General features: G+C 62.9%; 21 protein-coding genes. 17 read left to right on the top strand and 4 right to left on the bottom strand.

Annotation, left to right across the window (positions count from 1 at the left end; all coding sequences use genetic code 11):
- The 9 genes from LPA37_RS08495 (at nucleotide 1) to LPA37_RS08455 (ending at nucleotide 11196) form a co-directional block, all read left to right on the top strand.
- Nucleotides 1–972: a dipeptidase gene (locus LPA37_RS08495; protein ID WP_229012265.1), complete on the top strand. Its 972-nt coding sequence runs from the start codon at nucleotides 1–3 to the stop codon at nucleotides 970–972.
- 46 nt (nucleotides 973–1018) lie between these two features.
- Nucleotides 1019–1555 carry a DUF5943 domain-containing protein gene (locus tag LPA37_RS08490; protein ID WP_228981029.1) on the top strand — a complete coding sequence of 179 codons (537 nt, stop codon included), beginning with the start codon at nucleotides 1019–1021 and terminating at the stop codon, nucleotides 1553–1555.
- Between the two features lie 61 nt (nucleotides 1556–1616).
- Complete coding sequence (locus LPA37_RS08485) at nucleotides 1617–3680, top strand: NADH:flavin oxidoreductase (protein ID WP_229012264.1); 2064 nt, start codon at nucleotides 1617–1619, stop codon at nucleotides 3678–3680.
- Nucleotides 3681–3682: 2 nt separating this feature from the next.
- Nucleotides 3683–5596: a (Fe-S)-binding protein gene (locus LPA37_RS08480; protein ID WP_229012263.1), complete on the top strand. Its 1914-nt coding sequence runs from the start codon at nucleotides 3683–3685 to the stop codon at nucleotides 5594–5596.
- Between the two features lie 4 nt (nucleotides 5597–5600).
- Nucleotides 5601–6773, top strand: a complete 1173-nt coding sequence (locus tag LPA37_RS08475) for an electron transfer flavoprotein subunit alpha/FixB family protein (RefSeq protein WP_229012262.1) — start codon at nucleotides 5601–5603, stop codon at nucleotides 6771–6773.
- Nucleotides 6770–7546, top strand: coding sequence for an electron transfer flavoprotein subunit beta/FixA family protein (locus tag LPA37_RS08470; protein WP_229012261.1), 777 nt, complete (start codon nucleotides 6770–6772; stop codon nucleotides 7544–7546). Before LPA37_RS08475 ends, LPA37_RS08470 begins: the two co-directional genes overlap by 4 nt.
- Before the next feature lie 73 nt (nucleotides 7547–7619).
- Nucleotides 7620–8930 carry an aromatic ring-hydroxylating oxygenase subunit alpha gene (locus LPA37_RS08465; RefSeq protein WP_229012260.1) on the top strand — a complete coding sequence of 437 codons (1311 nt, stop codon included), beginning with the start codon at nucleotides 7620–7622 and terminating at the stop codon, nucleotides 8928–8930.
- Nucleotides 8931–8963: 33 nt separating this feature from the next.
- Nucleotides 8964–10193: a hybrid-cluster NAD(P)-dependent oxidoreductase gene (locus tag LPA37_RS08460; protein WP_229012259.1), complete on the top strand. Its 1230-nt coding sequence runs from the start codon at nucleotides 8964–8966 to the stop codon at nucleotides 10191–10193.
- 145 nt (nucleotides 10194–10338) lie between these two features.
- Nucleotides 10339–11196, top strand: coding sequence for a glycine betaine ABC transporter substrate-binding protein (locus LPA37_RS08455; RefSeq protein ID WP_229012258.1), 858 nt, complete (start codon nucleotides 10339–10341; stop codon nucleotides 11194–11196).
- Between the two features lie 93 nt (nucleotides 11197–11289).
- Here LPA37_RS08455 and purU read toward each other — a convergent pair whose 3' ends face one another.
- Nucleotides 11290–12165 carry a formyltetrahydrofolate deformylase gene (gene purU / locus LPA37_RS08450; RefSeq protein WP_228981045.1) on the bottom strand — a complete coding sequence of 292 codons (876 nt, stop codon included), beginning with the start codon at nucleotides 12163–12165 and terminating at the stop codon, nucleotides 11290–11292.
- A gap of 240 nt (nucleotides 12166–12405) precedes the next feature.
- On the opposite strand from purU, the gene LPA37_RS08445 reads away from it, so the two are divergent.
- Nucleotides 12406–13152, top strand: a complete 747-nt coding sequence (locus tag LPA37_RS08445; RefSeq protein ID WP_229012257.1) for an NAD-dependent epimerase/dehydratase family protein — start codon at nucleotides 12406–12408, stop codon at nucleotides 13150–13152.
- A 118-nt stretch (nucleotides 13153–13270) separates the two neighbouring features.
- Here the strand turns inward: LPA37_RS08445 and LPA37_RS08440 are convergent, their stop codons facing one another.
- Entirely contained in the window at nucleotides 13271–13714 is a 444-nt protein-coding gene (locus LPA37_RS08440) for a MarR family winged helix-turn-helix transcriptional regulator (protein ID WP_228981050.1), read from the bottom strand.
- A gap of 132 nt (nucleotides 13715–13846) precedes the next feature.
- Here LPA37_RS08440 and LPA37_RS08435 point away from each other — a divergent pair, with 132 nt between their 5' ends.
- Nucleotides 13847–15382 (top strand): DHA2 family efflux MFS transporter permease subunit, encoded by a 1536-nt coding sequence (locus tag LPA37_RS08435; RefSeq protein WP_228981052.1) that lies wholly within the window; start codon nucleotides 13847–13849, stop codon nucleotides 15380–15382.
- 165 nt (nucleotides 15383–15547) lie between these two features.
- On the top strand, nucleotides 15548–16189 hold the full coding sequence (locus tag LPA37_RS08430; RefSeq protein WP_229012256.1) for a LysE family translocator: 642 nt from the start codon (nucleotides 15548–15550) through the stop codon (nucleotides 16187–16189).
- A 57-nt stretch (nucleotides 16190–16246) separates the two neighbouring features.
- Here the strand turns inward: LPA37_RS08430 and LPA37_RS08425 are convergent, their stop codons facing one another.
- A complete protein-coding gene (locus LPA37_RS08425) occupies nucleotides 16247–17326 on the bottom strand; it encodes an aldose epimerase family protein (protein WP_228981056.1) in 1080 nt (359 codons plus the stop codon).
- A gap of 27 nt (nucleotides 17327–17353) precedes the next feature.
- Nucleotides 17354–18556, bottom strand: coding sequence for a XylR family transcriptional regulator (locus LPA37_RS08420; protein WP_228981058.1), 1203 nt, complete (start codon nucleotides 18554–18556; stop codon nucleotides 17354–17356).
- Between the two features lie 406 nt (nucleotides 18557–18962).
- Between LPA37_RS08420 and xylA the strand changes: the two genes are divergently transcribed.
- The 5 genes from xylA to LPA37_RS08395 all read left to right on the top strand — a co-directional run bounded on the left by xylA (nucleotide 18963) and on the right by LPA37_RS08395 (nucleotide 25916).
- On the top strand, nucleotides 18963–20285 hold the full coding sequence (gene xylA, locus LPA37_RS08415) for a xylose isomerase (RefSeq protein WP_229012255.1): 1323 nt from the start codon (nucleotides 18963–18965) through the stop codon (nucleotides 20283–20285).
- 115 nt (nucleotides 20286–20400) lie between these two features.
- Nucleotides 20401–21879, top strand: coding sequence for a xylulokinase (gene xylB, locus LPA37_RS08410; RefSeq protein WP_229012254.1), 1479 nt, complete (start codon nucleotides 20401–20403; stop codon nucleotides 21877–21879).
- A 146-nt stretch (nucleotides 21880–22025) separates the two neighbouring features.
- Nucleotides 22026–23054, top strand: coding sequence for a D-xylose ABC transporter substrate-binding protein (gene xylF / locus LPA37_RS08405; RefSeq protein WP_228981064.1), 1029 nt, complete (start codon nucleotides 22026–22028; stop codon nucleotides 23052–23054).
- Nucleotides 23055–23154: 100 nt separating this feature from the next.
- Complete coding sequence (gene xylG / locus LPA37_RS08400; RefSeq protein WP_229012253.1) at nucleotides 23155–24720, top strand: D-xylose ABC transporter ATP-binding protein; 1566 nt, start codon at nucleotides 23155–23157, stop codon at nucleotides 24718–24720.
- A complete protein-coding gene (locus LPA37_RS08395; protein ID WP_229012252.1) occupies nucleotides 24717–25916 on the top strand; it encodes a sugar ABC transporter permease in 1200 nt (399 codons plus the stop codon). The genes xylG and LPA37_RS08395 overlap by 4 nt, the downstream gene beginning before the upstream one ends.
- Nucleotides 25917–26288 lie beyond the last annotated feature (372 nt).

Genomic DNA, 26288 nt, shown 5'->3' with positions numbered 1-26288 from the left:
ATGAGCACTCTGCACGACAACAGCATCATCATCGACGGTCTGAACATTTCGAAGTTCGAGCGTTCGGTGTTCGAGGATATGCGCAAGGGCGGCGTGACGGCAGTGAACTGCACGGTGTCCGTCTGGGAAAGCTTCCAGAAGACCGTCGACAACATCGCGGAAATGAAGCAGAAAATCCGCGAATACGGCGAGATCCTGACGCTCGTGCGCACCACGGACGATATCCATCGCGCGAAGAAAGAGAACAAGACCGGCATCATCTTCGGCTTCCAGAACGCGCACGCATTCGAGGACAACCTCGGCTATATCGAGGCGTTCAAGGACCTCGGCGTGAACGTGGTCCAGCTTTGCTACAACACGCAGAACCTGGTGGGCACGGGTTGCTATGAACGCGACGGCGGCCTCTCGGGCTATGGCCGCGAAGTGATTCAGGAGATGAATCGCGTCGGCATCATGGTCGATCTGTCGCATGTGGGCGGCAAGACCTCATCCGAAGCGATTGCCGCTTCGAACAAACCGGTGTGCTACTCCCATTGCTGCCCGTCGGGCCTGAAAGAGCATCCGCGCAACAAGAGCGACGAACAGCTGAAAGAGATCGCGGACGCAGGCGGCTTTGTCGGCGTGACGATGTTCGCGCCGTTCCTGAAGCGCGGCCCGGATGCGACTGTCGAAGACTACATCGAGGCGATCGAATACGTGGTGAACCTGATCGGCGAGGATCAGGTGGGCATCGGCACGGACTTCACGCAGGGCTACAGCACCGAATTCTTCGACTGGATCACGCATGACAAAGGCCGTTATCGCCAGTTGACGAACTTCGGCAAGGTGGTGAATCCGGAAGGCATCCGCACGATCGGCGAGTTTCCGAACCTGACCGCCGCGATGGAACGTGCCGGCTGGAGCGAGACCCGCATCAGGAAAATCATGGGCGAAAACTGGGTGCGGGTGTTCGGCGAAGTGTGGAAGGTCTGATTTCCACCCGCTCACAAAACCGCCCACACAACAACGGAGTCTCCACATGCAACCTCAACTGCCGATCGATGTCGATCCGGACACCGGCGTCTGGACCACCGACGCGCTGCCGATGCTGTACGTGCCGCGCCATTTCTTCACGAACAACCATACCGCTGTTGAAGAAGCGCTCGGCCGCGACACGTATGCCGGGATCCTGTATACGGCGGGTTACAGGTCCGCGTATTTCTGGTGCGACAAGGAAGCGAAGCAGCACGGCATCGCCGGCATGGCGGTGTTCGAGCACTACCTGAAGCGTCTGTCACAACGCGGCTGGGGTCTCTTCAGGATCGCCGAAGCCGATCCGTCCAGCTCGCACGCGCGCATCGAACTGCATCACTCGTCGTTCGTGCTCGCGCAGCCGGGCAAGGAGGGCAAGCTTTGCTACATGTTCGCCGGCTGGTTCGCGGGCGCGCTCGACTGGGTCAACGACACGGCGCCGGATCCGGCACGCAAGGGTCCACCGTCATATTCGAAAGAAGTGCAATGCGCGGCCGAAGGCCACGATCACTGCGTCTTCGAAGTGTCGCCGCTGACGTCGTAACCGCAGACGAAAACGCGCGCGTACTAGCGCAACAAGCCTGTTTATTCCGAGGTCGATCGCGATGCGTTACCCGAACCTTTTCAAGCCTCTCACGCTGAACCAGCTGACCTTGCGCAACCGCATCGTCAGCACCGCGCACGCGGAGGTGTATGCGGAACCCGGCGGCTTGCCCGGCGACCGTTATATCCGCTACTACGAGGAGAAGGCGAAGGGCGGCGTCGGCCTCGCGGTGTGCGGCGGCTCGAGCCCGGTGTCGATCGACAGTCCGCAGGGCTGGTGGAAGTCGGTGAATCTGTCGACCGACAGGATCATCGATCCGCTCGCGCGCCTCGCCGAGGCGATGCACCGGCACGGCGCGAAGATCATGATCCAGGCCACGCATATGGGCCGCCGTTCGGCCTTTCACGGCGAGCACTGGCCGCATCTGATGTCGCCGTCCGGCGTGCGCGAGCCCGTGCACCGCGGTAACGCGAAGATCATCGAAGTGGAAGAGATTCGCCGCATCATCGACGACTTCGCGGCCGCCGCGAAGCGCGTCAAGGATGCGGGGATGGACGGCATCGAAATCTCGGCCGCGCACCAGCATCTGATCGATCAGTTCTGGAGCCCACGCACGAATTTTCGCACCGACGAATGGGGCGGATCGCTCGAAAACCGTCTGCGTTTCGGCACCGAAGTGCTGAACGCGGTGCGCGAAGCGGTAGGCGCGGATTTCTGCGTCGGCCTGCGCATGTGCGGCGACGAATTCCACGAAGACGGGCTCGATCACGAGCAATTGAAAGAGATCGCCCAGGCGATGTCGGAAACCGGCCTGATCGATTATCTCGGCGTGATCGGTTCCGGCGCGGACACGCACAACACGCTGGCGAACTGCATGCCGCCGATGGCGCTGCCTCCCGAGCCGTTCGTGCATCTCGCGGCCGGCATCAAGGCGGTCGTGAAGGTGCCGGTGATGCACGCGCAGAGCATCCGCGACGCGGGCCAGGCTGAACGTCTGCTCGCCAGCGGCATGGTCGATCTGGTCGGCATGACGCGCGCGCAGATCGCCGATCCGCATATGGTCATCAAGATCCGCGATGGCCGCGAAGACGAGATCAAGCAGTGCGTCGGCGCGAATTACTGTATCGACCGGCAGTACAACGGGCTGGATGTGCTGTGCGTGCAGAACGCGGCGACCTCGCGCGAAGCCACCATGCCGCACGTGATCGCGAAGACGCGCGGGCCGAAGCGCAAGGTGGTCGTGGTCGGCGCGGGTCCGGCGGGACTCGAGGCGGCGCGCGTGGCGAAGTCGCGCGGTCATGACGTGGTGCTGTTCGAGAAGAACGACTACGTCGGCGGCCAGATCATGCTGGCCGCGAAAGCGCCGCAGCGCGAGCAGATGGCGGGCATCGTGCGCTGGTTCGATATGGAAACCAGGCGCCTTGGCGTCGATCGCCGTCTTGGCGTCGCCGCCAGTCAGGCTGACATCATGGCCGGGAAGCCGGACATCGTCGTGCTGGCGACGGGCGGTTCGTCGTTCACGTCGCAAGTCGCAGCATGGGGCGTTGACGCGGGACTCGCGGTCAGTTCGTGGGATGTGCTGTCGGGCAAGGTCGAGCCGGGCAGGAACGTGCTGGTCTATGACGGCGTGAGCACACATGCCGGCGCGGGCGTCGCCGACTTCATGTCGAGCCGCGGCTCGAACGTCGAGATCGTCACGCCCGATGTGAAAGTGGCCGATGACGTCGGCGGCACCACGTTCCCGATCTTCTATCGCCGTCTCTATGCGCAAGGCGTGATTCACACGCCGAACTACTGGCTCGACAAGGTCTACGAAGAGAACGGCAAGAAAATCGCCGTGATCCGCAACGAGTACACCGAAGAGCAGGAAGAGCGCGCGGTCGATCAGGTCGTGATCGAAAACGGCAGCACGCCGAACGACGCGTTGTACTGGGCGCTCAAGCCGGAGTCGGTCAATCGCGGCCAGGTGGACGTGCACAAGCTGTTCGCCTCCGAACCCCAGCCTTCGCTGAGCGAGGAAACCGGTAACGGCCGCTTTCTGCTGTTTCGCGTTGGCGACTGCATTTCGATGCACAACATTCACGGCGCGATCTACGACGCGCTGCGCCTTTGCAAGGATTTCTGACGATGAGCCCCGTGTTTGTCATCACCGCCCTGCTGTGGCTGTCGGTGGCCGGTCTCGCGTTCGCGCTGGCCAGACGCGCCGCTTACTGGCGCGCGGGCCGTGCGACGGCAGCGGGCGCCTACGGCTGGGCGAATCTGCTTGCGATTCCAAAGCGCTATTTCGTGGACCTGCATCATGTGGTTGCACGCGATCCGTACATCGCGAAGACGCACATGGCGACCGCGGGCGGCGCGATCCTCGCGATGGCGCTGGTGTTCGTCAACTACGGGCTCGCGATCTATTCGCCGTGGCTCGACAGGCTGATCTTTCTCGCGGCGCTCGTGATGCTGGTGGGCGCGGTGTTCGTCTGGCGCCGGCGGCATGGCGCGAAGGCGGCGCCGGCACGGCTCTCGCGCGGACCGTGGGATCATTTGCCGCTGCTGCTCGGGTCGTTCGCGCTGGGTCTCGCGCTTTTTATCGCGCTGCCGGCGGCCGCGATGTCGGGTGCGCTCGCGGTGATCGTCGCGTTGCTGATCGGCGTGGGTGCTTTCACGATGACCTTCGGCGCCGCGCGCGGAGGCCCGATGAAGCATGCGCTCGCCGGGCTCCTGCATCTCGCGTTTCATCCGCGTCAGGAGCGTTTTACCGGGCGCAACGATAACGACGTCGTGCCGCCGACCGCGCTGAAGGCGCCGCTGCTCGATGCAAAGGAATACGGTGTCGGCAAGCCGGTTGAGTTTCGCTGGAACCAGTTGCTGAGCTTCGATGCGTGCGTACAGTGCGGCAAGTGTGAAGCCGCGTGTCCCGCGTTCGCCGCCGGTCAGCCGCTCAATCCGAAGAAGCTGATCCAGGACCTCGTCACCGGAATGGTGGGCGGCACGGACGCCGCATACGCGGGCAGCCCGACGCCCGGCATTCCGCTCGGCCAGCACGGCGGCGCGCCGGGCAAGCTGCTGGTTTCGAGCCTCATCGAAGCGGATACGCTGTGGTCGTGCACGACCTGCCGCGCGTGCGTGCAGGAGTGTCCGATGTTGATCGAGCACGTCGATGCGATCGTGGACATGCGGCGCAACCAGACGCTGGTCGAAGGCAACGTGCCGGGCAAAGGGCCCATCACGCTCGCGAACCTGCGCGAGACCGGCAGCGCGAACGGCTACGACATCGGCGCGCGTTACGACTGGGCCGTCGATCTGCAGGTGCAGGTCGCGCAGCCCGGGCGCCCGGTGGACGTGCTGCTGATTGCCGGTGAAGGCGCGTTCGACATGCGTTATCAGCGCACGCTGCGCGCGCTGGTGAAGGTGCTGAACCGCGCGGGCATCGACTATGCGGTGCTCGGCGGTGTCGAAACCGATACCGGCGACACCGCGCGGCGGCTCGGCGACGAAGCCACGTTCCAGCAGCTCGCACACAAGCTGATCGACACGCTGTCGCGGTACGCGTTCCGCAAGATCGTGACCGCCGACCCGCATGTGCTGCACAGCCTGCGTAATGAATATCGCGCGCCTGGCGGTTTCTACGAAGTGCAGCATCACACGGCGCTGATCGAGGAGCTGGTTGCCAGCGGCAAGCTGTCGGTGCGCGCGGTCGCCGCATTCGCGGACCGCAGGATCACGTATCACGATCCGTGCTATCTGGGTCGCTATAACGGTGAAACGAAAGCGCCGCGCCGGCTGCTGAAATCCATCGGCATCGAGGTGGTGGAAATGGAGCGCAACGGTATGCGTGGGCGTTGCTGCGGTGGTGGTGGTGGTGCCCCGTTGACCGATATTCCCGGCAAGAAACGCATTCCCGACATCCGTATCGACGACGCGCGCGCGGTCGGCGCCGACATCGTCGCGGTGGCTTGCCCGAATTGCACGGCGATGCTCGAAGGCGTGGTCGGCCCGCGTCCGGAAGTGCTCGACGTCGCCGAACTGGTTGCAGCGGCGCTGGAGTAACGCGATGAACAGTCTGAAACGAATCGATCCGCGCCGGCCGTTCACGATCACCGCGGAAGGGCTCAAGCGCATCACGGCAGGCGTTGCCGGTGCCGCGGATCTGGCCGGATTTTTTGCGCCTGGTTCCGCACATCGTGAGCTGCCGAAGCCGCGTCGCACCACGGCCACGCCGCAGCGCGCGATGCTGGTCGCCGCGCATGCCGACCGTGGCGCGCTCGATGATCACGCACGCCAGACGCTGGCCGCCGCGGCGCTGATCGCGGACGCACAAACCGAAATTGTGTTGCTGATATTCGGTGAGTTCACCGGCGACGCGGCTGCGTCCGGCGCCGACAAGCTGATCGAGTTGTCGATGTTCGACCGCCGCCGGTTTGCGCCGGTCGACGAATTGAACGCACTGGCCGCGTGCATTGCGGCCTATGCGCCAGCGCATGTTTTCATGCCCGACAACGCAACCGGCGACGGCGATCTGGGTCGTCGTTATGCGGCTGCCGTCGATGCAAACGTCGCGACGCATGTCGTCGAGATCGACGCGACGCATGTCGCGACTTACGTGCAGGCACATAGTGCATTCGCCTCGCGCGGGTTGCCCGAAGTCGTTCTGCTCGCGCCGAACGCGGTCGATCCGAAATTGCCGTTTATCGGTGCGGGTGAACGCGTGGTGTGGCGCTTCGACGGCGAGCCCCCCGTGTCGTCCAGAGGCGTGGTGCGCGATCTCGGCATCGAGGAGACCGACGCTGCCGGACTCGCGCTGGAAGAAGCGGATTTCATCGTGTCGGCGGGCAATGGCGTGAGCGATGTCGCCGCGTTCGAGCATCTGGCGAGCACGCTGGGCGCCGCGATCGGCGCAAGCCGCGTCGCCGTGGACGACGGCAAGTTCACACGCGACAAGCAGATCGGCGCGACCGGCAAGACTGTCGAGGCGAGCGTCTATATCGCGTTCGGTATTTCCGGCGCGGTGCAGCATCTGCAGGGCATCAAGGATTGCCGGCACGTGATTGCCGTCAATCTCGACGCCAGCGCACCGATCGCCAGACGCGCGGACCTGACCGTGATCGCCGACGCGCGCGAAACCATCGCGGCACTGACGGAGGCAGCGGCTGCCGCGCGCGGCACGCACGGCACGGGCGCCGCGCAGTTGAATTCCGCGGCCGTTGCCGAAGGAGCGCTCGTATGAAAATCGCGGTACTGGTCTCAGTGGGACGCCATCCGGTGAGTGGCACGGCGCGCTACAGCCGCAACGACGCAACCGCGCTGAGCCTCGCGCTGTCGCTCGCGAAACAGCACGCCGCGACGCTCGACGTGCTGCATGCCGGCGACCCGTCGAATCCCGCGTTAAGCGAATATCTCGCGCTGGGCGCGCGCAGCGTCGAAGTGCTCGACCTGTCGTCGATACCGCAATGGCAAACCGATGCGGCGCCGCCGCTCGCCACGCGCCTGAAGGGCTACGACCTGGTGCTGACCGGCACTCGTGCCGAAGGCGCGTTCGACAGCGGCATGCTGCCGTATCGCGTCGCGAATGCGCTGGCGATTCCTCTGGTCGGCGCGGCCGTCGATCTGACGATTCGCGACGATTGCGCCGAGATCCGCCAGTTCATGCCGAAGGGTTTGCGCCGACGGGTGGAAGTGGATCTGCCAGCGCTGATCGCCGTGCATCCGATGGCAAACGCGACGCCGACGTACGCGTACGCACGCCTGCGCGAAGGCACGATCCGCGCGGTTCCGGTGCAGGCCGTAACCCATGCTGACCACCTCGCCTGGACCATCCGCCCGGCCACCGCCAGGCCCGTGCGCCTCGCCGCCGCCGAAAAACGCTCCGGCCACGCCCGCATGCTTTCGGCGACCACGACGGAAAGCCGCGGCGGCAACGTCGTAATTGAAGGGAGTTCCGTCGAAAAAGCACAAGTGATCCTCGCGTATTTGCGCGAGCATCAACTCGTGGATTACTGATTTCCGGTTCCGGCCAGCATGCGACCAGGAGGGCCTGGCGCGGCGCCAGACGAGACACGCAACGGAGCACACAATGAAAGTTTCCGCAGACGTTCGCGCGATGATCGAACGCCGCAAAAGAGGCCATACGCTGGAAGCGCCGTTCTATACGAGCGAGGACATTTTCGCGCTCGATCTCGACGCGATCTTCCGGCAACACTGGATTCAGGTCGCAGTCGAACCGGACGTACCGGAGCCGGGCGATTACGTCACGGTCGAAATCGGCAACGATTCGATGCTGATCGTGCGCGACGACGACATGCAGGTGCGCGCGTTCCACAACGTGTGCCGCCATCGCGGCGCGCGGCTGTGCAATGCCGGCAGCGGTTCGCTCGGCAATATCGTGTGCCCGTACCACAGCTGGACCTACAGCCTGACCGGCGACCTGATGTTCGCCGAACACATGGGCGATCAGTTCGACCGCTGCAAACATAGCCTGAAGACGGTGCACGTCGAGAACCTCGCCGGGCTGATTTTCATCTGCCTCGCGGACACGCCGCCCGCGGATTTCGCGGTGATGCGTGCCGCGATGGAGCCGTACCTGTTGCCGCACGAGCTGGCGAACTGCAAGGTCGCCGCGTCGATCGACATCATCGAGGAAGGCAACTGGAAGCTGACGATGGAGAACAATCGCGAGTGCTATCACTGCGTCGCGAACCATCCCGAGCTGACTGTTTCCCTGTACGAATACGGGTTCGGTTATCAGCGCACGCCTGCCAATGAAGAAGGCATGGCCGCTTTTGAAGCGACCGTGGCGCGCCGCACCGCGCAATGGGAAGCGATGAAGCTGCCGTCGGCGGAAATCGACCGGCTCGACGATCTTGTCAGCGGCTTTCGCGCGCAACGTTTGCCGCTCGATCGCGACGGCGAATCGCAAACCCTGGATGCGCGCGTGGCGTCGAAGAAACTGCTCGGCGGTTTCGAGCAGGCCGACCTCGGCGGGCTGTCGTTCTGGACCCAGCCGAATTCGTGGCATCACTTCATGAGCGACCATATCGTCAGCTTCTCGGCGATTCCGCTGTCGGCCGGAAAAACACTGGTACGCACCAAATGGCTTGTGCACAAGGACGCGCGCGAAGGCATCGATTACGACGTGGACAACCTGACGGCCGTATGGCGCGCGACCAACGACCAGGACCGCACGCTCGTCGAGTATTCGCAGCGTGGCGCGAACAGCAGCGCGTATGAGCCGGGCCCGTACTCGCCGTTCACCGAAGGACTCGTCGAGAAATTCTGCGCGTGGTACATCGGCCGCATGGCGGATTACAGCAATGCGCCGCACACCACGGATGCCGGCGAAACGCCGGTTTCGCACGATGAAAAAATCGTGTCATTCAAGCGCTGAGCGTGACGCCGCAACCAGGTGCCGGAGAAAACAATGATGCGCGATCAGGCCGCATTTCAGCCCCATCCCGATGCGGCTCAGAGCCGCGTCACGCAGCCGCGGTTCTGGGAGACGTTGCCGGCGCGCTGGGACAGCGATACCGACGACACGCTGGTGTGCTGCCAGGTCCGGCAGGAAACGCATGACGTAAAGAGCTTCTTCTTTCGTGCGCCGTCCGGGCGGGCGTTCGTTTTCGAACCGGGGCAGTTCATTACGCTCGAACTGGAGATCGATGGCGAGCCGGTGAACCGCTGCTATACGATCTCGTCGCCGCCTACCCGCCCGCACACCATTTCGATCACGACGAAGCGGGTGCCGGGCGGCAAGGTGTCGAACTGGCTGCACGACAATCTGCACGTTGGCATGCAGGTGCGCGTGCTGGGGCCGTCCGGCGAATTCACCTGCGCGCGGCATCCGGCGCGCAAGTATCTGTATCTTTCGGCGGGCTCGGGTATCACACCCTTGATGTCGATGAGCCGCGCGCATCACGAGCTCGGCGAAGACAGCGATATCGTGTTCGTGCACAGCGCCCGCACGCCTGACGACATCATTTTCGCGCGCGAACTCGATCTGATCGCATCGAACCAGGCGAATTTCCGCACGGCTTTCGTTTGCGAACGGGTGGGCACGCGCACGAACTGGCCAGGTGTCACCGGTTTTCTGACGTTGCCGCTGCTCAAGCTGATCGCGCCGGATTTTCTGGAGCGGGAAATCTTCACCTGCGGGCCTGCGCCGTATATGCAGGCGGTGCGCAATCTGCTGAAGGAGGGGGGCTTCGACCGCGTGCATTATCACGAGGAAAGCTTCTCGTTCGAAACGGTCAGTGAAATAGTCAGTGAAGCGCTCACGCAATCGACGGACGCGCACGTGGCGGATGCATTGCAGACGTCGTCGACTTCTGTCGACGCGCGGGAGCAGTCAGCCGGGTTCGCGTCCGGGCCGGCACCGGTCGAGACGGACGTCAGATTCAAGGTCAGCTTCGCTAAAAGCAATCGCGAGATCGAGTGCGCCAGCGGACAGCACGTACTCGATGCGGCAAAAAAAGCCGGCGTGCGTCTGCCGTCGTCGTGCACGCAGGGCATGTGCGGTACCTGCAAGGTCAAGCTCGTGTCGGGCGAGGTCGCGATGAAGCACGCGGGCGGCATTCGTCAGCGCGAAATCGATCAGGGGATGGTGCTGCTGTGCTGCAGCAAGCCGCTGAGCGATCTGGTCGTCGACAAGTAAGCGCGGCACACGGTGCATTTGCTGTTCGCGGGCGTTGCAGGTCGCTTGCGGACAACTGGATGTCGGAAATCGGCGCTACCTGGCAATTCTGGCTGGCGATGCTGAATGCTCAATGGTTGTCTGGATGGTAAACGGGAGAACGGCGATGAGACTGATCAAAAAGATACTGGTGTTGAGCGCGATGAGCGCGGCGCTGGCGGCGAGCAGCGTGAGCGTGTCGGCGGATACGAAGCCGACCATCAAGATCGGCTATGTGGAAGGCTGGGACGATAGCGTGGCGACCACGAACGTGGCCGCGCGCGTGATCGAGAAGCGCCTTGGCTACCAGGTGCAACTCGTGCCGGTCGCGGCCGGTGTGATGTGGCAGGGCGTGGCGCGCGGCGACCTCGACGCGACGCTGTCCGCGTGGCTGCCTGTCACGCACGGCGCGTACTGGAACAACTTCAAGGATAAGGTGATCGACCTGGGCACGAACTTCAACGACGCGAAAATCGGGTTGATCGTGCCGGAAAACGCCGACGTGAATACGCTCGCCGATCTGGAAGCGAAGAAGGCGGAGTTCGGCTCACGCATTGTCGGCATCGATGCCGGTGCGGGCGTGATGGAGAAAACCAGCGAAGCGATCAAGGCCTACAAGCTCGACTATCAGTTGATGCCCAGTTCGGGCAGCGCGATGACTGCTGAACTGGCGCGCTCGGAAGCCGCTAACAAGCCGATCATCGTGACGGGCTGGAAGCCGCACTGGATGTTCGCGAAGTACAAGCTGAAATTCCTCGACGACCCGAAGAAAGTGTTCGGTGAAGCGGAACATGTGGATAGCGTCGTGAATCCGGAACTCGAGAAGAAGGCGCCGTCAGTCGTCGCGTTTCTCAAGAAGTTCCAGTGGAAACCGGGCGAGATCGACAGCGTGATGCTGGCGACCCAGAGCGGCGAGAAGCCGACCGCCGCCGCGGATGCGTGGATCAGCGCGCACAGCGATCGGGTGGATAGCTGGGTGAAGTGACGCACGCGCTGCACTGACCGGTTGAATCCGCACTGCATCGCGGCAACGTCACTGGAGAAAGAGAAAACGCCGCTGAAAAAGCGGCGTTTTCGCTTATTGCAGCACGACGGTGCGATCGCCGTTGATGAACACACGCCGCTCGATAAACGCCTTCACCGCGCGTGCCAGCGTGATGCATTCGACGTCGCGGCCGGTGGCGAGCAGCCGCTCCGGGCTGTACGAATGATCGACGCGTTCAACCACCTGTTCGATGATCGGACCTTCGTCGAGATCGTCGGTGACGAAATGCGCGGTCGCGCCGATCAGTTTGACGCCGCGCGTATGCGCCTGGTGATACGGCTTTGCGCCCTTGAAGCCGGGCAGAAACGAATGATGGATGTTGATTGCACGCGCGGCGAGTGCGCGGCTCGTTTCGCCCGAGAGAATCTGCATATAGCGCGCAAGGATCATCAGTTCCGCGCCGGACGTCTCGAACAGATCGAGCAGGCGCGCTTCCTGTTGCGGCTTCGTCGCGGCGCTGACCGGCAGATGATGGAAGGGCAAGCCGTGCTGCAGCGCGAGCGGTTCAAGGTCGCGATGATTCGAGCCGATGCCGACGATATCCATCTTCAGTTCGCCCATGCGCCAGCGGAACAGCAGATCGGCAAGACAGTGTTCGAGTTTCGACACCATGATCAGCACCTTCGGCCGCGTGCCGACGTCGTGCATCGCCCATGTCATCTGGAAGTGCCCGGCGATCGGTGTGAACTCGCGTTGCAGTGCCTGCAGCTGCAGCGTTTCGTTGCGATCCACGCCATGAAACACGCAGCGCACGAAGAAGCGCTCGCTGAGGTCGTCGTCGAAAACAGTGAGCTCGTCGATATAGCAATGATGCCGGTCGAGAAAGCCGACGACGGCGGCGACCTGGCCCGCCGCGCTCGGACACGCGACGGTCAGCACCAGTTGATCGGGACGAGGATCGGAAGACATGCACGCTCCATTCAGGCGACAGGCGATGCCGCGGGGCGCGGCATGCATCGTCGAAGTAGAGCAAATCAGCCGGGCACGTGGATAGAAGCGAACCGTCGCTGCACTGGAACGGGAACGTCAGTGTGTCATTCGACGTCGGGTTCGGGTTCGCTGAGGAGCCATCGTCGCTAAAACGTTAGAATTTCCCTTACCCCGTCGATGACGGGTTCGCGATGATGATCACTTCAGGAGGGTCGGGACGTGGCACAGGAAAGGATTTTTCTGGCGGGAGCGGCCGGTGCGATCGGCGCGCGCTTGACGCCGTTGCTCGTGAAAGCGGGTTACGCGGTATTCGGCACGACGCGTGATGCGCGAAAGGCCGCGTCGATCGAAGCGAACGGGGCGATGCCCGTGATCGTCGATGTATTCGACGCAGACGCGTTGCGCGCCGAAGTGGCGAAAGTGCAGCCGGACGCCGTCGTGCATCAGTTGACGGACCTGCCGCCCGGCCTCGACAAGACGCGTATGCCCGAAGCCGTGGTGCGTAACGCGGCGATCCGCACGAAGGGCACGCGCAATCTCGTGAATGCCGCGCTGGAAGCCGGGTGTCACCGGATGATTACGCAAAGCGTTGCGTGGTTTTACGCCCACGGTGCTGTGCCGCTCACTGAAACCGCGCCACTGGATCTCGATCCACAGTCGCCTTCGGCGACGACCGTCGGCGGCATCGTCGCGCTTGAGGAACTCACGCTGCGCACCCCGGATATTCGTGGAACCGTGCTGCGCTATGGGCGCCTCTATGGTCCGGGCACCGGTTTCGATGCGCCGCCTGCCACGCCCCGCGTGCACGTGGATGCCGCCGCGCACGCCGCGCTGCTTGTCCTTCAGGTCGATAGCGAAGGTGTGTTCAATATCGCTGAACCCGAAGGCGACATCGATAGCACGAAGGCACGCGAGCAACTGGGCTGGCGTGCGTCGTTCCGTTTAGCGGACACCTCGCTCACGTAAGCCCTTAGCTGGAGGCACGATTGCAGCGCAACCGGCATGTCGAGCCGGTCGTGCTGCAATTGTGCCAATATCCGGCATCCTGGCGTGATACGGGGCGTCGGCATGTGTAAAGCCCCACTCAACTATCGACGACCGTATTCAGGTTGTTGCGCACCCTCTGCAGTAGCGATATCAGCTGCTGCGTTTCTTCCTCGCTAAAGCCGTTGAGCGCCTCGGCCGCGACTTCGTCCCCTACGATGCGGGCGCGGCCGAGCGTCTGCTCCGCTTTTTTTGTCATATGGATCTGTCGTTCGCGGCGATCCTGCGGGTTCGTCGAACGCTCGATCCAGCCGCCTTCCGCCATGCGTTCGAGCAGGCGGCCCGCGGAAATCGGCGCCACTTCGAGCAGATCGGCGAGGCGCGCCTGGTTGACGTCGCCGTAGTACGACAGGTAGGCGAGCGCGCGGCACTGCGCGCGCGTGAGATCGAGCGACGACTTCGCGAGATCGTCGAAACGCTTGCCACACAGGCGTCCGACGTCCGACACCAGAAAGCCGAAGCGCTGTTCAAATGGGGTTTTCATCGGCCAATTATACGAAGGCTTGCGGGATGAAAGCAGCGCGTGCGGTTATTGTCTTTACCGATTGCGCAGCGGGAGACGATCTATATAATAAGCATGCTTACTATATAAGACGCTATCTCGTGACCCCCCCTCATGTCATCTGAAACACAGCCGGACGGCGCGGGCGTTTCGCTCAACCGGCCCATGATCACCGTCTCGATCATGCTCGCGACGCTCATCCAGACGCTCGACAGCACGATCGCGAACGTGGCGCTGCCGCACATGCAGGGCACGCTGTCCGCATCGCAGGACGAGATCACGTGGGTGCTGACGTCGTATATCGTCGCGGCGGCCATCGCCACGCCGCTGACCGGCTGGCTGTCGGACCGCCTGAGCGTGAAGCGGCTGCTCGCGCTAGCGATTGGGGGGTTCACGGTCGCCTCGGCGTTGTGCGGGCTTTCGGAAACGCTGACGCAGATCGTCGCGTCGCGTCTGCTGCAGGGTATTTTTGGCGCTTCGCTGGTGCCGCTGTCGCAGTCGATCCTGCTGGACATCAATCCACGCGAAAAGCAGGGCCAGGCGATGGCGGTGTGGGGCATGGGCGTGATGGTGGGCCCGATTCTCGGCCCGACGCTCGGCGGCTGGCTCACGGACAGCTACAACTGGCGCTGGGTGTTCTTCATCAACGTGCCGATCGGCGCATTCGCGCTCTTCGGCGTTCTGACGTTCCTGCCTTCGCGTCCGGCAAAACACGACGCGAAATTCGACGTGTTCGGCTTCGCCACCTTGAGTCTCGCCATCGGCGCGTTGCAGGCAATGCTCGATCGAGGCGAGCAGCTCGACTGGTTCGGCTCGCTGGAAATCCGTATCGAGGCGCTGCTGGCCGTACTCGCGTTCGCGTTCTTTCTCATACACACCGCAACCGCGGGCGCGAAGTCGTTCTTCCGCTATGAACTGCTGAAGGATCGCAATTTCGCCACGGGCACGTGTTTCATCTTCGTGATCGGCGCGGTGATGTACGCGACGCGTGCGCTGCTGCCGCCGATGTTGCAGAACCTGATGAACTATCCCGTCGCGACGACGGGTCTCGTCACCGCGCCGAGCGGCTTTGGCACGATGGTCGCGATGTTGATCGCGGGGCGGCTGCTCAAGCGCGTGGATGCGCGGGTGCTTCTTCTTGCCGGTTTCCTGATTTCGGCGTTCGCGTTGTGGCAGATGATGAATTACACGATCGTGCTGTCGGCGTCCGACATCGTCTGGCCGGGCGTGATTCAGGGCTTTGGTCTCGGCCTCGTGTTCGTGCCGCTAAGTACATTGGCGTTTTCCACACTCGTGCCCAACCTGCGCGCGGACGGCACCGCAACCTACAGCCTCGCGCGCAATATCGGCAGTAGTATTGGCATTTCGATCGTGCAGACGCTGGTGACGCGCAACACGCAGATCGCGCATGCGGGCCTTGCAGCCAACGTGACGGTGTTCAACCCCGCGATCCGGCCGATGCTTCAGGAGGGCTCGAACCTCAACATGGCGGTGCTCGACCAGGTGATCAACCAGCAGGCGTCGATGATCGCGTATCTGAACGACTTCAAGCTGATGTTCGTCGCGACACTGCTTGTCGTGCCGCTGATCCTGCTGATCCGTCCGGCGACGGCACAGCCCGGCGCGATTGCGCACGCGGCGATGGATTGAGCGTGAAGTGAACGCTTCGCGATGGCGTTCTGCGCGCTTTGCACAGTCCGGGTATATTAAGCGCGGTTGCGCGCGGCCTGAATCCACCGCCGCGCGCAGAGCCGGCTCACGTCGCGTATAAATGCCCGTAAACACGCGTAAAGCGTCATTCCGGAAGGAGGCACCATGTTCGATCTGACGACCCTCAGCACGTTCGTAGCCGTCGTGCTTGGCCTGTTCCTGATTCCGGGGCCGGCTGTACTGCTGGTGCTGACGCGCACCGTGCAGGGCGGCCGCAAGACAGGCATTCTCACCGGGCTCGGCATTGCAAGCGGCGACTTCATTCATACGCTGTGTGCTTCGGTTGGACTGTCCGCGCTGCTGATGACGTCGGCGCTGGCGTTCAACGTCGTCAAGCTCGTGGGCGCCGCGTACCTCGTGTATCTCGGCGTGCGCGCGCTGATGGAAAAACCCTCAGACCCGGCGCTGCCGGAAGCGGCCCGGCCGAAGATGACCGCCGTCGCGCCGTCACGCGCGTTCTTCCAGGCGATTCCCGCCGAAGTGCTGAACCCGAAGACCGCGCTCTTCTTCCTCGCGTTTCTGCCGCAGTTCGTGCGTCCAGAACACGGTTCGACGTTCGCGCAGTTCAGCGTGCTCGGGCTGATTTTCGTCGGCCTGAGCGCGGCCTATACGACGGCGATCGTGTTGACCATCCGCCCGCTCGGCCGGCTGGTAAAGCGCCTGTCGTGGCTCAGCCGCTGGCAGGGCAAGATCATCGGCACGATCTTCATTTCGCTAGGCCTGCGGGTCGCGACGCAACATCGCTGAACGCGTGCGCGCTGGCGTCGTTTGACGGCGTGTGATCAAGCGCACCACCGCAGCCCGTTACGTTGCGACGCCCACGTTGTAGCGCGTGAGCTGGCGATAGACTTCGCCAGGCCGCAGGATCACCTGTTCGCGCTCGCGTTCTTCCATGTTGATCTGGTTCGGGAATCCACCCGCTTCGAGACAGAGCCCCGCGTGCTTGCGGTACACGGTACCGTTGCGGCCCACGGTGCCTTCCAGAAAGTTTCCCGTGTAGAACTGCAGGCCACGTTCGTTGGTGGATACCGTGAGCGCGCGGCCGCTCGCGGGTTCGTACGCGCGTGCCACGTGCCGGACCGGGCGCAGGGCGGTATCGGGTGCGGGCACGTCGCGCAGCACGTAGCAATGATCGAAGCCGCCGGCGCGCGCCAGTTGCACATGCGGCCAGTCGAGCCGTGCGCCGACCGGCGCGCTTTGCCGGAAATCGAACGCGTTGCCGGCCACTTCCGCGCGACCGGACGGAATCAGTTCCGTGTCGACTTCGAGGAATTCGTCGGCTTCGATCGTCATCACGTGACCGCGAATGTCGGTGTCGGGCTGGCCCGTCAGGTTGAAATACGGGTGGCTCGTGAGGTTGAGCGGAGTGGGCGCATCGGACACGGCTTCGTAATCGATGCCGAGCGTGCCGTCGTCGTCGAGCGTGTAGCGCACCTGGACCGTCACGTTGCCCGGAAAACCCGCGTCGCCTTCCGCGGATTCGAGCCGCATCACGAGCGCGCCGTTATCTTCGTCCGCATCCCACATTGCCCGGTGAAATCCGGCTGCGCCACCGTGCAGCAGGTTCGGTCCGTCGTTGCGGTCGAGCGCGTAATCGATGCCGTCGAGCGTGAAGCGCGCATGCGCGATGCGGTTCGCCCAGCGGCCGACAAGCGCGCCCATATACGTCGTGGCCGAGAAGTATTCGGCAGGCGTGTCGTGACCGAGCAGGATATCGTCGAGACGTCCCGCGCGGTCGGGCGCGTGCCACGACACGAGCGTCGCGCCGAGATCGCTGATGGCGACCTTCATGCCGTGCGCGTTGCGCAGCGTGAAGATGCGCACCGGGTCGCCGCTTGCGAGCGTGCCCCAGGCGGCGGAGGAAAGGTGAGCGAGAGTGATCATGTCGGCGAAAGTGGGGAGGTGAAAGAATCAACCCGGCGCAGCCGACGACGTCGCGCGTTCCTGATACTCGCGCGGCGTGCAGCCGAGTTCACGACGAAAAACCGCGTACATGTATTGCAGCGACGTAAATCCACAGCGGATCGCGACTTCCGCACTCGAGGCATCGCGCTTTGCAAGCATGGTTTTGGCGGCATCCAGTTTATGGCGCAAAATTTCCTGATGCACGGTGCACTGCAGTTCGCGGCGAAAATATTCCTCGAGCGAAGAGCGCGACACGCCGACGTAATCCGCAACCTGTTCGGTGCGAATACCCTGACACGCGTATTGCCGGATAAAGTGCCGCGCCCGCATCACATACGGGCTTGAAAGCGGCTGATGCTTTGTCGATTCGAGCACGTTGATGCCGACGGGCGGCACGAGAATACGCCGCCCCGGAAAACGCGCGCCGTGCAGCATCTGATGCAAAAGGTGCGCGGCGGTGCGGCCCATTTCCTCGGTGCCCTGAATCACCGAGGAAAGCGGAATGCGTGTAAGCGTGCGCGTCAACGGGTCGTTGTCGATGCCGATGATCGCGACTTCTTCCGGCACCGAGACGCCCGCCATCAAACACGCCTGCAGAAGCTGCCGTGCCCGTGCGTCCGTCACGGCGATGATGCCGATGGGTTTCGGCAGATCCCTGAGCCACGCGGCCAGTTGCCCGCTTGCCTGGTTCCAGCCAGGCGCGCTGGTGGGCAGACCGCGATAGATCTCGACGTCGAGCCCCTCCGTATTGAGCAGATGCGTGAACGCGAGTTCGCGCTGCTGTGCCCAGCGGTTCTCCGGCGCTTCCGGCAGGCTGTAAAACGCGAAGCGCTGCAACCCGGCGCCGATCAGATGCGTGAATGCGAGCGAAACGAGCTTGGGGTTGTCGGTCGCGATGTAGGGAAGACCAGGCGGATACTGCGACGCGTCTTCATACGATGAACCGACCGCGACAACCGGCAGTGCGCAGTCGCCAAGCGCTTCGCATACTGCGGGATCGTCGAAATCCGCGATGATGCCGTCGCCGTCGAACCGCTCGATGCCTTCCAGCCGGCAGCGAAAATCTTCTTCGAGGAACAGGTCCCACGCGACGCGCGTCGACAGCAGGTAATTGCCGATACCCGTGATGATCTCGCGGTCGTACACCTTGTTCGCATTGAACAGGAGCGCGATGCGGTGTGTTTTTGGCGGTGTCTGGGCTCGGGTCATCGCTTGGATGGCGTGCTGCGTGTGGACACGCGCGAACCATTCATTGTCTCTTGTCGGCCAGAGTTGACGCTTTAGCGTCTTACTCTGGTCCCATGCAAATTGTTGCGGTCGGCCAGAGTTGACGCTTTAGCGTCTTACTCTGGTCCCATGCAAGTTATTGCGGTTGGGCGTGGCAACCTCGCTCGCGCCGGTTTTAAGTGTGCGGTTATTTTAGGCCGGGAAACCCGCGCCAGGGCGACCGATTGCGATTGCCCGCGAGAAACATTACACAGGCTGCGCAATTTCGCAATTGCCGGGGCGTGCCGCCCACTGGCAGCATGGCGTCAACCTGCATCAACCACCCGCACCGGATCACCGATACTGCGGGAAAACCCGGTTGCAGCGCAACATGACATCAGGAGACGACATGTCCTTTTTCGAACACGTTCCCGCAGTGCAATACGAAGGCTCGCAATCGGACAATCCCCTTGCTTACCGGTTTTACGACCGCAAGAAAGAGGTGCTGGGCAAGACCATGGAAGAGCATTTGCGGATTGCCGTCTGCTACTGGCACACCTTCGTCTGGCCGGGCGCCGACATTTTCGGCCAGGGCGCGTTCAAGCGCCCCTGGCAGCAACCGGGCGACGCGATGGAGCGTGCGCAGCAAAAAGCGGATGAAGCCTTCGCGTTTTTCACGAAACTGGGCGTGCCGTACTACACGTTCCATGACACAGACGTTGCTCCTGAAGGCACGAGCCTCAAGCATTACATCGAGAACTTCTCGCGCATGACCGACTATCTCGCGCGCAAGCAGCAGGATACCGGCATGAAACTGCTGTGGGGCACGGCGAACCTGTTCTCGCATCCGCGTTATGCGGCGGGTGCCGCGACGAGCCCGAATCCCGAGGTGTTCGCCTATGCCGCGACCCAGGTATGCCACGCGCTGGACGCGACGCTCAAGCTGGGCGGCGACAACTATGTACTGTGGGGCGGCCGCGAAGGCTACGACACGCTGCTCAACACGGACCTCGTTCGCGAGCGGGACCAGTTTGCGCGCTTCCTGAACATGGTGATCGAGCACAAGCATCGCATCGGTTTCAAGGGTGCGCTGCTGATCGAACCGAAACCGCAGGAGCCGACGAAGCACCAGTACGACTACGACGTCGCAACCGTGCACGGCTTTCTGCGTCAATACGGTCTGCAGGACGAAATTCGCGTGAACATCGAAGCCAATCACGCGACGCTTGCGGGCCACTCGTTCCATCATGAGATCGCGACTGCATTTGCACTGGGTATCTTCGGCAGCCTCGATGCGAATCGCGGCGATCCGCAAAACGGCTGGGACACCGACCAGTTCCCGAATAGCGTCGAGGAAATGACGCTCGCGCTCTATGAAATCCTGCGTCACGGCGGCTTCAAGACCGGCGGCATGAATTTCGACTCGAAAGTGCGGCGCCAGAGCGTCGATGCGGAAGATCTGTTCTACGGCCACGTAGGCGCGATCGATGTACTCGCGGTGGCGCTGGAGCGTGCCGCGGTGCTCGTCGAGAACGACCGTCTGGAGAAGTTTCGCCAGCAGCGTTACGCAGGCTGGGATACGGAGTTCGGACGCAAGATCCTGTCGGGCGGCTATTCGCTGTCGACCCTCGCCACCGATGCACTGGCGCGAGGCGTGAACCCGCAGCACGTCAGCGGCCAGCAGGAGCAGCTCGAGAACATTGTGAACCGGGCTATTTACGCGCAACGCTAGGCCGCGGTAAAGGCGCTTCTCGCGCCGCTAAAAAAAACGTTAGCGCCACCCGTCAATTTCGCAATGGATGACGGGTCGGCAGGGCGCACACTTGCGCAAAAAAAGGATGGAGACAATGTTCATCGGTATTGACCTCGGCACGTCGGGCGTCAAGGCGGTGCTGCTCGATCGCGACTCACGCGTGCGCTGCACGGCCGGACATGCACTGTCCGTCAGCCGCCCACACCCGCGCTGGTCGGAGCAGTCGCCCGAAGACTGGTGGCACGCCACGATAGCTGCAATCGGCGACCTGCTTGCGCAGGTGCGCGTGGAAGGCATCGACGCCACGCGTATCGAGGCGATCGGTCTCACCGGCCAGATGCACGGCGCGACGTTGCTCGACGCGAAAGGCGACGTGCTGCGCCCGGCGATCCTGTGGAACGACGGACGCTCGGACGTGGAATGTGTCGAGCTGGAAGCGGCCGTACCGCAATTGCATGCCGTTGCCGGGAATCTTGCGATGCCGGGGTTTACCGCGCCCAAGCTGTTGTGGATCCGCAAGCACGAACCGGATGTCTTTGCGCGTATCGCGCAGGTACTGTTGCCTAAGGACTATCTGCGTTTCCGGTTAACCGGCGATTTCGCAACCGATCCGTCCGATGCAGCCGGCACGCTATGGCTCGACGTCGCAAAGCGCGACTATAGCGACGCGTTGCTTGGCGCATGCGGCTTGATGCGCGCGCAGATGCCCAGGGTCTTTGAAGGCAATCGTATTACCGGAACGCTTAAGCCGGAACTCGCACGCGAGTGGGGCTTGAAGGAGATTCCGGTTGTCGCGGGTGGTGGCGACAACGCAGCGGGCGCCGTCGGTGTCGGCATCGTCAAGCCAGGGCAGGCGATGCTTTCGCTCGGCACATCCGGTGTTTACTTCGCCGTGTCCGATGGCTTTCTCGCGAATCCCGCTTCGGCGGTGCACAGCTTCTGTCATGCATTGCCGCAGACGTGGCACCTGATGTCGGTGATGCTGAACGCGGCCGGCTGTATCGACTTTTGCGCACGTCTCACTGGATATGCGGACGTGCCCGCGCTGCTCGCCGATGCCGAAGCGAATGCAGGCAGCCGGAGCACGTGGTTCCTTCCGTATCTGACCGGCGAGCGCACGCCGCACAACAACGTGAACGCTAAAGGCGTGTTCTACGGCATGACGCCTGAGACGACACGCGCAGATCTTGCCAATGCGACGCTGGAAGGCGTCGGCTTCGCGCTGCTCGACGGCATGGACGCGCTGCATGCGGCGGGCCTCGTGCCCGAGGAAATCACCGTAATCGGCGGCGGTTCACGCAGCGCTTACTGGACGCAGATGCTGGCCGACATTGCCGGCCGTCCGCTGACGTTGCGATCGGGCGGCGAGGTGGGCCCCGCGCTTGGCGCCGCGCGCCTCGCGCATCTGGCGGTCGAGCCGTCTGCATCGCTCGAAGCAGTGTGTCCGACGCCCGAAGTCATGGCGGTGCGGGAGCCAGATGCGACACGCCACGCGTGGTACCGCGACGCGCGCCGTCCCACCTTTCAGGCGCTGTATCGCGCGCTCGAACCCGTGTTTGCGGCCCATCCCTGACGGACGGGCGGAAGCGGACCGATGGTCGCGGCCAGTGCAGCCGCGCCGCGAAAAAGGTAGTGCCTTTGTTGTCATTTGCCCGGCTGCGCAGTCTTGACGCGTGGCCTTTTGATGCAGCATGAAACGACCATAACGAGGAGTGAGACATGAAATTCAAAACACGCCGTTCCCTGCTGGGCACGCTCCTGTGCGGAGCGATGGTAGCCAGCCTGTCCGTCGTCGCGCCGCTCGCGCACGCGAGCAAGGATCATCCTGAAATCGGCTTCTGTATCGACGATCTGCGCGTCGAGCGCTGGTCGCGCGACCGCGACTATTTTGTTGCCGCCGCGCAGAAGCTCGGTGCCACGGTGTCGGTGCAATCGGCCGATGCCAGCGAGGAACGCCAGATCGCGCAGATCGAAAACCTGATCTCGCGTGGCGTCGATGTGATCGTCATCGTGCCGTTCAATTCGAAGACGCTTGGCAACGTGGTGGCCGAAGCGAAGAAGGCAGGCATCAAGGTCATCTCGTATGACCGCCTGATTCTCGACGCCGACGTCGACGCGTACATCTCGTTCGACAACGAGAAAGTAGGCGAATTGCAGGCCCAGGGCGTATTCAACGCACAGCCCAAGGGCAACTACTTCCTGCTTGGCGGCGCACCGACCGACAACAACGCCAAGATGCTGCGCGAAGGCCAGCTGAAGATCCTCAAGCCGGCAATCGATCGCGGCGACATCAAGATCGTCGGGCAGCAGTGGGTGCCGGAGTGGAGCGCCTCGACCGCGCTTCGCATCACCGAAGACGCACTCACCGCGAACAACAACAAGATCGACGCGATCGTGGCATCGAACGACGGCACCGCCGGTGGCGCGATCCAGGCACTGGCCGCGCAGAAGATGGCGGGCAAGGTGCCGGTGTCGGGCCAGGACGCCGACCTCGCGGCCGTGAAGCGCCTGATTGCCGGCACGCAGACCATGACGGTCTACAAGCCGCTCAAGCTGATTGCGGGCGAAGCCGCAAAGCTTGCCGTGGATCTGGCGAAGGGCACGAAGCCGGCGTTTAACGCGCAATACGACAACGGCAAGAAGAAGGTCGACACAGTGCTGCTGCAACCGACGCTCCTCACGAAGAGCAACGTGGACATCGTCGTGAAGGACGGCTTCTACACCCAGTCGCAACTCGCGAGCCAATAAGACGTAAGACGTGCGCGGCTTCTCATCATTCCGTTAGCTGAAGATAAAGCCAGGGCTAAGGATGAACGAAGCCGCGCACTTTGCAACGAGGCAGACGCGAATGGCGCAACCATTGCTGACGATGCGCGGCATCGTCAAATCGTTTTCCGGCGTCAAGGCGCTGGATGGCATCGACCTCGCCGTCTCACCGGGCGAGTGTGTCGGTCTGTGCGGCGAAAACGGCGCAGGCAAGTCGACACTGATGAAAGTGCTTTCCGGCGTGTATCCGCACGGCACCTGGGACGGCGAGATTCTCTGGGAAGGTAAGCCGCTCAAGGCGGCGAACGTGCGCGATACGGAACGCGCGGGCATCGTCATCATTCACCAGGAACTGATGCTGGTGCCGGAGCTTTCGGTGGCCGAGAACATTTTTCTCGGCAACGAGATCACGTTGCCCGGCGGGCGCATGAACTACGCGGCGATGTACCGTCGCGCCGATGAATTGCTGCGCGAGCTGGATATTACCGGCATCAACGTCGCGCAGCCGGTGATGAACTATGGCGGCGGTCACCAGCAGCTCATCGAAATCGCCAAGGCGCTGAACAAGCGCGCGAAGCTGCTGATTCTCGACGAACCGTCGTCTTCGTTGACGGAAACGGAAACGCGCATCCTGCTCAACATCGTACGCGATCTGAAGAAGCGCGGCGTGGCGTGCGTCTACATCTCGCACAAGCTCGACGAAGTCGAAGCGGTGTGCGACACCATCACGGTCATCCGCGATGGCCGGCATGTGTCGACCGGTCCGATGCACGGGCTGACCACTGAACGCATCATCGCGATGATGGTGGGGCGCGAAATCAGGAACCTGTTTCCGCGCGAGCCGCACGAAATCGGCGACGTCATTTTCGAAGCGCGCAACGTGACGTGTTACGACGTCACGAGTCCACGCCGGAAACGCGTCGACGACGTATCGTTCACGCTACGGCGCGGTGAAATTCTCGGCGTGGCGGGACTGGTCGGTGCAGGGCGCACCGAACTGATGCAGGCGGTGTTTGGCGCCTATCCGGGCACCTGCACGGCGAGCGTGATGCTCGAAGGCGCGCCGCTCAGGATTCGCGCGCCGGTCGATGCAATCCGCGCCGGCATTGCGATGGTGCCGGAGGATCGCAAGCGTCACGGCATCGTGCCGCAGCTGGGTGTCGGGCACAACATCACGCTTGCGGTGCTGCAACGCTTTGCCAAAGGCGGCCGCATCGACGCCGCCGCCGAACTCGATACCATCCACACGGAAATACGACGGCTGTCGATTCGCGCCGCGCATCCGATGCTGTCGATTGCGAGCCTCTCGGGCGGCAACCAGCAAAAGGCCGTACTCACGAAGATGCTGCTGACGAATCCGAAGGTGCTGATTCTCGATGAGCCGACACGCGGCGTCGATGTAGGCGCGAAGTACGAGATCTACAAGCTGATCTTTCAACTCGCGCAGCGCGGCATGGCGATCGTGATGGTTTCGTCGGAGTTGCCGGAAGTGCTCGGCATCAGCGACCGCGTCATCGTGATCGGCGAAGGCGAGTTGCGCGGCGACTTCATCAACGACGGCCAGACGCTTACGCAAGAACACATTTTGACGGCCGCACTGAACCCAGTGAATTCTTCCATGACTCAAACCGGAGCGAGTGCCGCATGACTCCCGACGTCACTTCCCAAGGCCCCGGCGACGCGGCTTCGTCCGCCTCGTACGGCAGCGGACAGCGTTTCCAGCAACTGTTCGCACGCTACAAGATTCTCGCGCTGCTGCTCGCAGTCACGGCGATCTGGATTTTCTTCTCGTTCCTGACGCATGGCGCGTTCGTCACGCCGCGCAACCTGTCGAACCTGCTGCGACAGATGTCGATCACCGGCATGCTGGCCTGCGGCATGGTGTTCGTCATCATCGCGGGCGAGATCGATCTGTCGGTGGGGTCGCTGCTTGGATTGCTGGGCGGTGTCGCGGCGATTCTCGACGTGAACCGTCACTGGCCGCTTGCCGTGACCGTGCCCGTCGTGATGCTGCTCGGCGTGCTGGTCGGCATGTTCAACGGCTGGTGGTCGACATACCGGCGTGTGCCTTCGTTCATCGTCGGCCTTGGTGGCATGCTTGCATATCGCGGCATTCTGCTTGGGATCACCGGCGGTTCGACCATCGCGCCCGTCTCCGATGGCCTCGTGTTCATCGGCCAGGGCTATCTGCCGCGAATCGCGGGCGATACGCTCGCCGTCGTGATCTTTGCGCTGCTCGCGCTGCTGACGGTGCGCCAGCGCCGCAACCGGCAGCGCTATGAACTGCCGGTCGTGCCGGTCTGGCAGGACGTCGCGAAGATCGTGGGCGCGGGCGTGATCCTGTTCGCGTTTATCGCCACGCTCGACCGCTACGGCGGCATTCCGGTGCCGGTGTTGCTGCTGCTCGCGCTGCTGGCCGTTTTCACGTGGATCGCAACGCAGACCGTGTTCGGTCGTCGCATCTACGCGGTTGGTTCGAACCTTGAAGCGACGCGGCTGTCAGGCGTCAACACGGATCGCGTGAAGCTTGCGATCTTCGCGCTGATGGGGCTGATGTGCGCGTTCGGCGGCATCGTCAACACGGCGCGGCTCGCGGCCGGCTCGCCCTCGGCGGGAACGATGGGCGAACTCGACGCGATCGCGGCGTGCTTCATCGGCGGCACGTCGATGCGCGGCGGCTCGGGCACGGTGTACGGCGCGTTGATCGGCGCGCTCGTGATGGCGAGCCTCGATAACGGCATGTCGATGCTCGACGTCGACGCTTACTGGCAGATGATCGTCAAGGGCGGGATTCTGGTGCTGGCTGTGTGGATCGATGTGGTGTCGGGATCGAACCGGCGGTAAGGCAAGTCGCAAGTCGGGCTCCAGCACGGCGATCGCACAAGACCGGTAAACGATGCGCGTCGATTTCGCTGATCGTCGGCAACGGGCGCATGTTGAAACTGCGACTTTCAGGTTGCAGTGCCCGTTGTCGTTACTGACGAAAGAACCTGTCTTCAGCAAGTTCGATTGCAGCTGTGCGATTTTTCGGACGCCTGTCTACTGAATGCCTCGTTATGGTTGAACGGCTCCTTACAAGGAGCCCACTACACATAACAGGCAGGAGGTTTGATGGGTATCAGAGTGTTTCAGCCACCGCTGATTTCGCGCTTCGCGTGTGCGCTTGCTATATGCACGCTTCTATTCGGAGCAGCATCGTCGCATGCGGCGGGCGGC

The organism is Paraburkholderia gardini (assembly GCF_907164545.1).
GTDB classification, from domain to species: domain Bacteria; phylum Pseudomonadota; class Gammaproteobacteria; order Burkholderiales; family Burkholderiaceae; genus Paraburkholderia; species Paraburkholderia gardini.
Note: the sequence above shows the minus strand (reverse complement) of the source record. Positions and strands in the feature narration are given on the sequence as shown.

What these genes read in the sequence shown, in the direction of transcription:
- LPA37_RS08495 (WP_229012265.1), top strand. Translation starts at nt 1, where the DNA reads ATGAGCACTCTGCACGACAACAGCATCATCATCGACGGTCTGAACATT.
- LPA37_RS08490 (WP_228981029.1), top strand. Translation starts at nt 1,019, where the DNA reads ATGCAACCTCAACTGCCGATCGATGTCGATCCGGACACCGGCGTCTGG.
- LPA37_RS08485 (WP_229012264.1), top strand. Translation starts at nt 1,617, where the DNA reads ATGCGTTACCCGAACCTTTTCAAGCCTCTCACGCTGAACCAGCTGACC.
- LPA37_RS08480 (WP_229012263.1), top strand. Translation starts at nt 3,683, where the DNA reads ATGAGCCCCGTGTTTGTCATCACCGCCCTGCTGTGGCTGTCGGTGGCC.
- LPA37_RS08475 (WP_229012262.1), top strand. Translation starts at nt 5,601, where the DNA reads ATGAACAGTCTGAAACGAATCGATCCGCGCCGGCCGTTCACGATCACC.
- LPA37_RS08470 (WP_229012261.1), top strand. Translation starts at nt 6,770, where the DNA reads ATGAAAATCGCGGTACTGGTCTCAGTGGGACGCCATCCGGTGAGTGGC.
- LPA37_RS08465 (WP_229012260.1), top strand. Translation starts at nt 7,620, where the DNA reads ATGAAAGTTTCCGCAGACGTTCGCGCGATGATCGAACGCCGCAAAAGA.
- LPA37_RS08460 (WP_229012259.1), top strand. Translation starts at nt 8,964, where the DNA reads ATGATGCGCGATCAGGCCGCATTTCAGCCCCATCCCGATGCGGCTCAG.
- LPA37_RS08455 (WP_229012258.1), top strand. Translation starts at nt 10,339, where the DNA reads ATGAGACTGATCAAAAAGATACTGGTGTTGAGCGCGATGAGCGCGGCG.
- purU (WP_228981045.1), bottom strand. Translation starts at nt 12,165, where the DNA reads ATGTCTTCCGATCCTCGTCCCGATCAACTGGTGCTGACCGTCGCGTGT.
- LPA37_RS08440 (WP_228981050.1), bottom strand. Translation starts at nt 13,714, where the DNA reads ATGAAAACCCCATTTGAACAGCGCTTCGGCTTTCTGGTGTCGGACGTC.
- LPA37_RS08435 (WP_228981052.1), top strand. Translation starts at nt 13,847, where the DNA reads ATGTCATCTGAAACACAGCCGGACGGCGCGGGCGTTTCGCTCAACCGG.
- LPA37_RS08430 (WP_229012256.1), top strand. Translation starts at nt 15,548, where the DNA reads ATGTTCGATCTGACGACCCTCAGCACGTTCGTAGCCGTCGTGCTTGGC.
- LPA37_RS08425 (WP_228981056.1), bottom strand. Translation starts at nt 17,326, where the DNA reads ATGATCACTCTCGCTCACCTTTCCTCCGCCGCCTGGGGCACGCTCGCA.
- LPA37_RS08420 (WP_228981058.1), bottom strand. Translation starts at nt 18,556, where the DNA reads ATGACCCGAGCCCAGACACCGCCAAAAACACACCGCATCGCGCTCCTG.
- xylA (WP_229012255.1), top strand. Translation starts at nt 18,963, where the DNA reads ATGTCCTTTTTCGAACACGTTCCCGCAGTGCAATACGAAGGCTCGCAA.
- xylB (WP_229012254.1), top strand. Translation starts at nt 20,401, where the DNA reads ATGTTCATCGGTATTGACCTCGGCACGTCGGGCGTCAAGGCGGTGCTG.
- xylF (WP_228981064.1), top strand. Translation starts at nt 22,026, where the DNA reads ATGAAATTCAAAACACGCCGTTCCCTGCTGGGCACGCTCCTGTGCGGA.
- xylG (WP_229012253.1), top strand. Translation starts at nt 23,155, where the DNA reads ATGGCGCAACCATTGCTGACGATGCGCGGCATCGTCAAATCGTTTTCC.
- LPA37_RS08395 (WP_229012252.1), top strand. Translation starts at nt 24,717, where the DNA reads ATGACTCCCGACGTCACTTCCCAAGGCCCCGGCGACGCGGCTTCGTCC.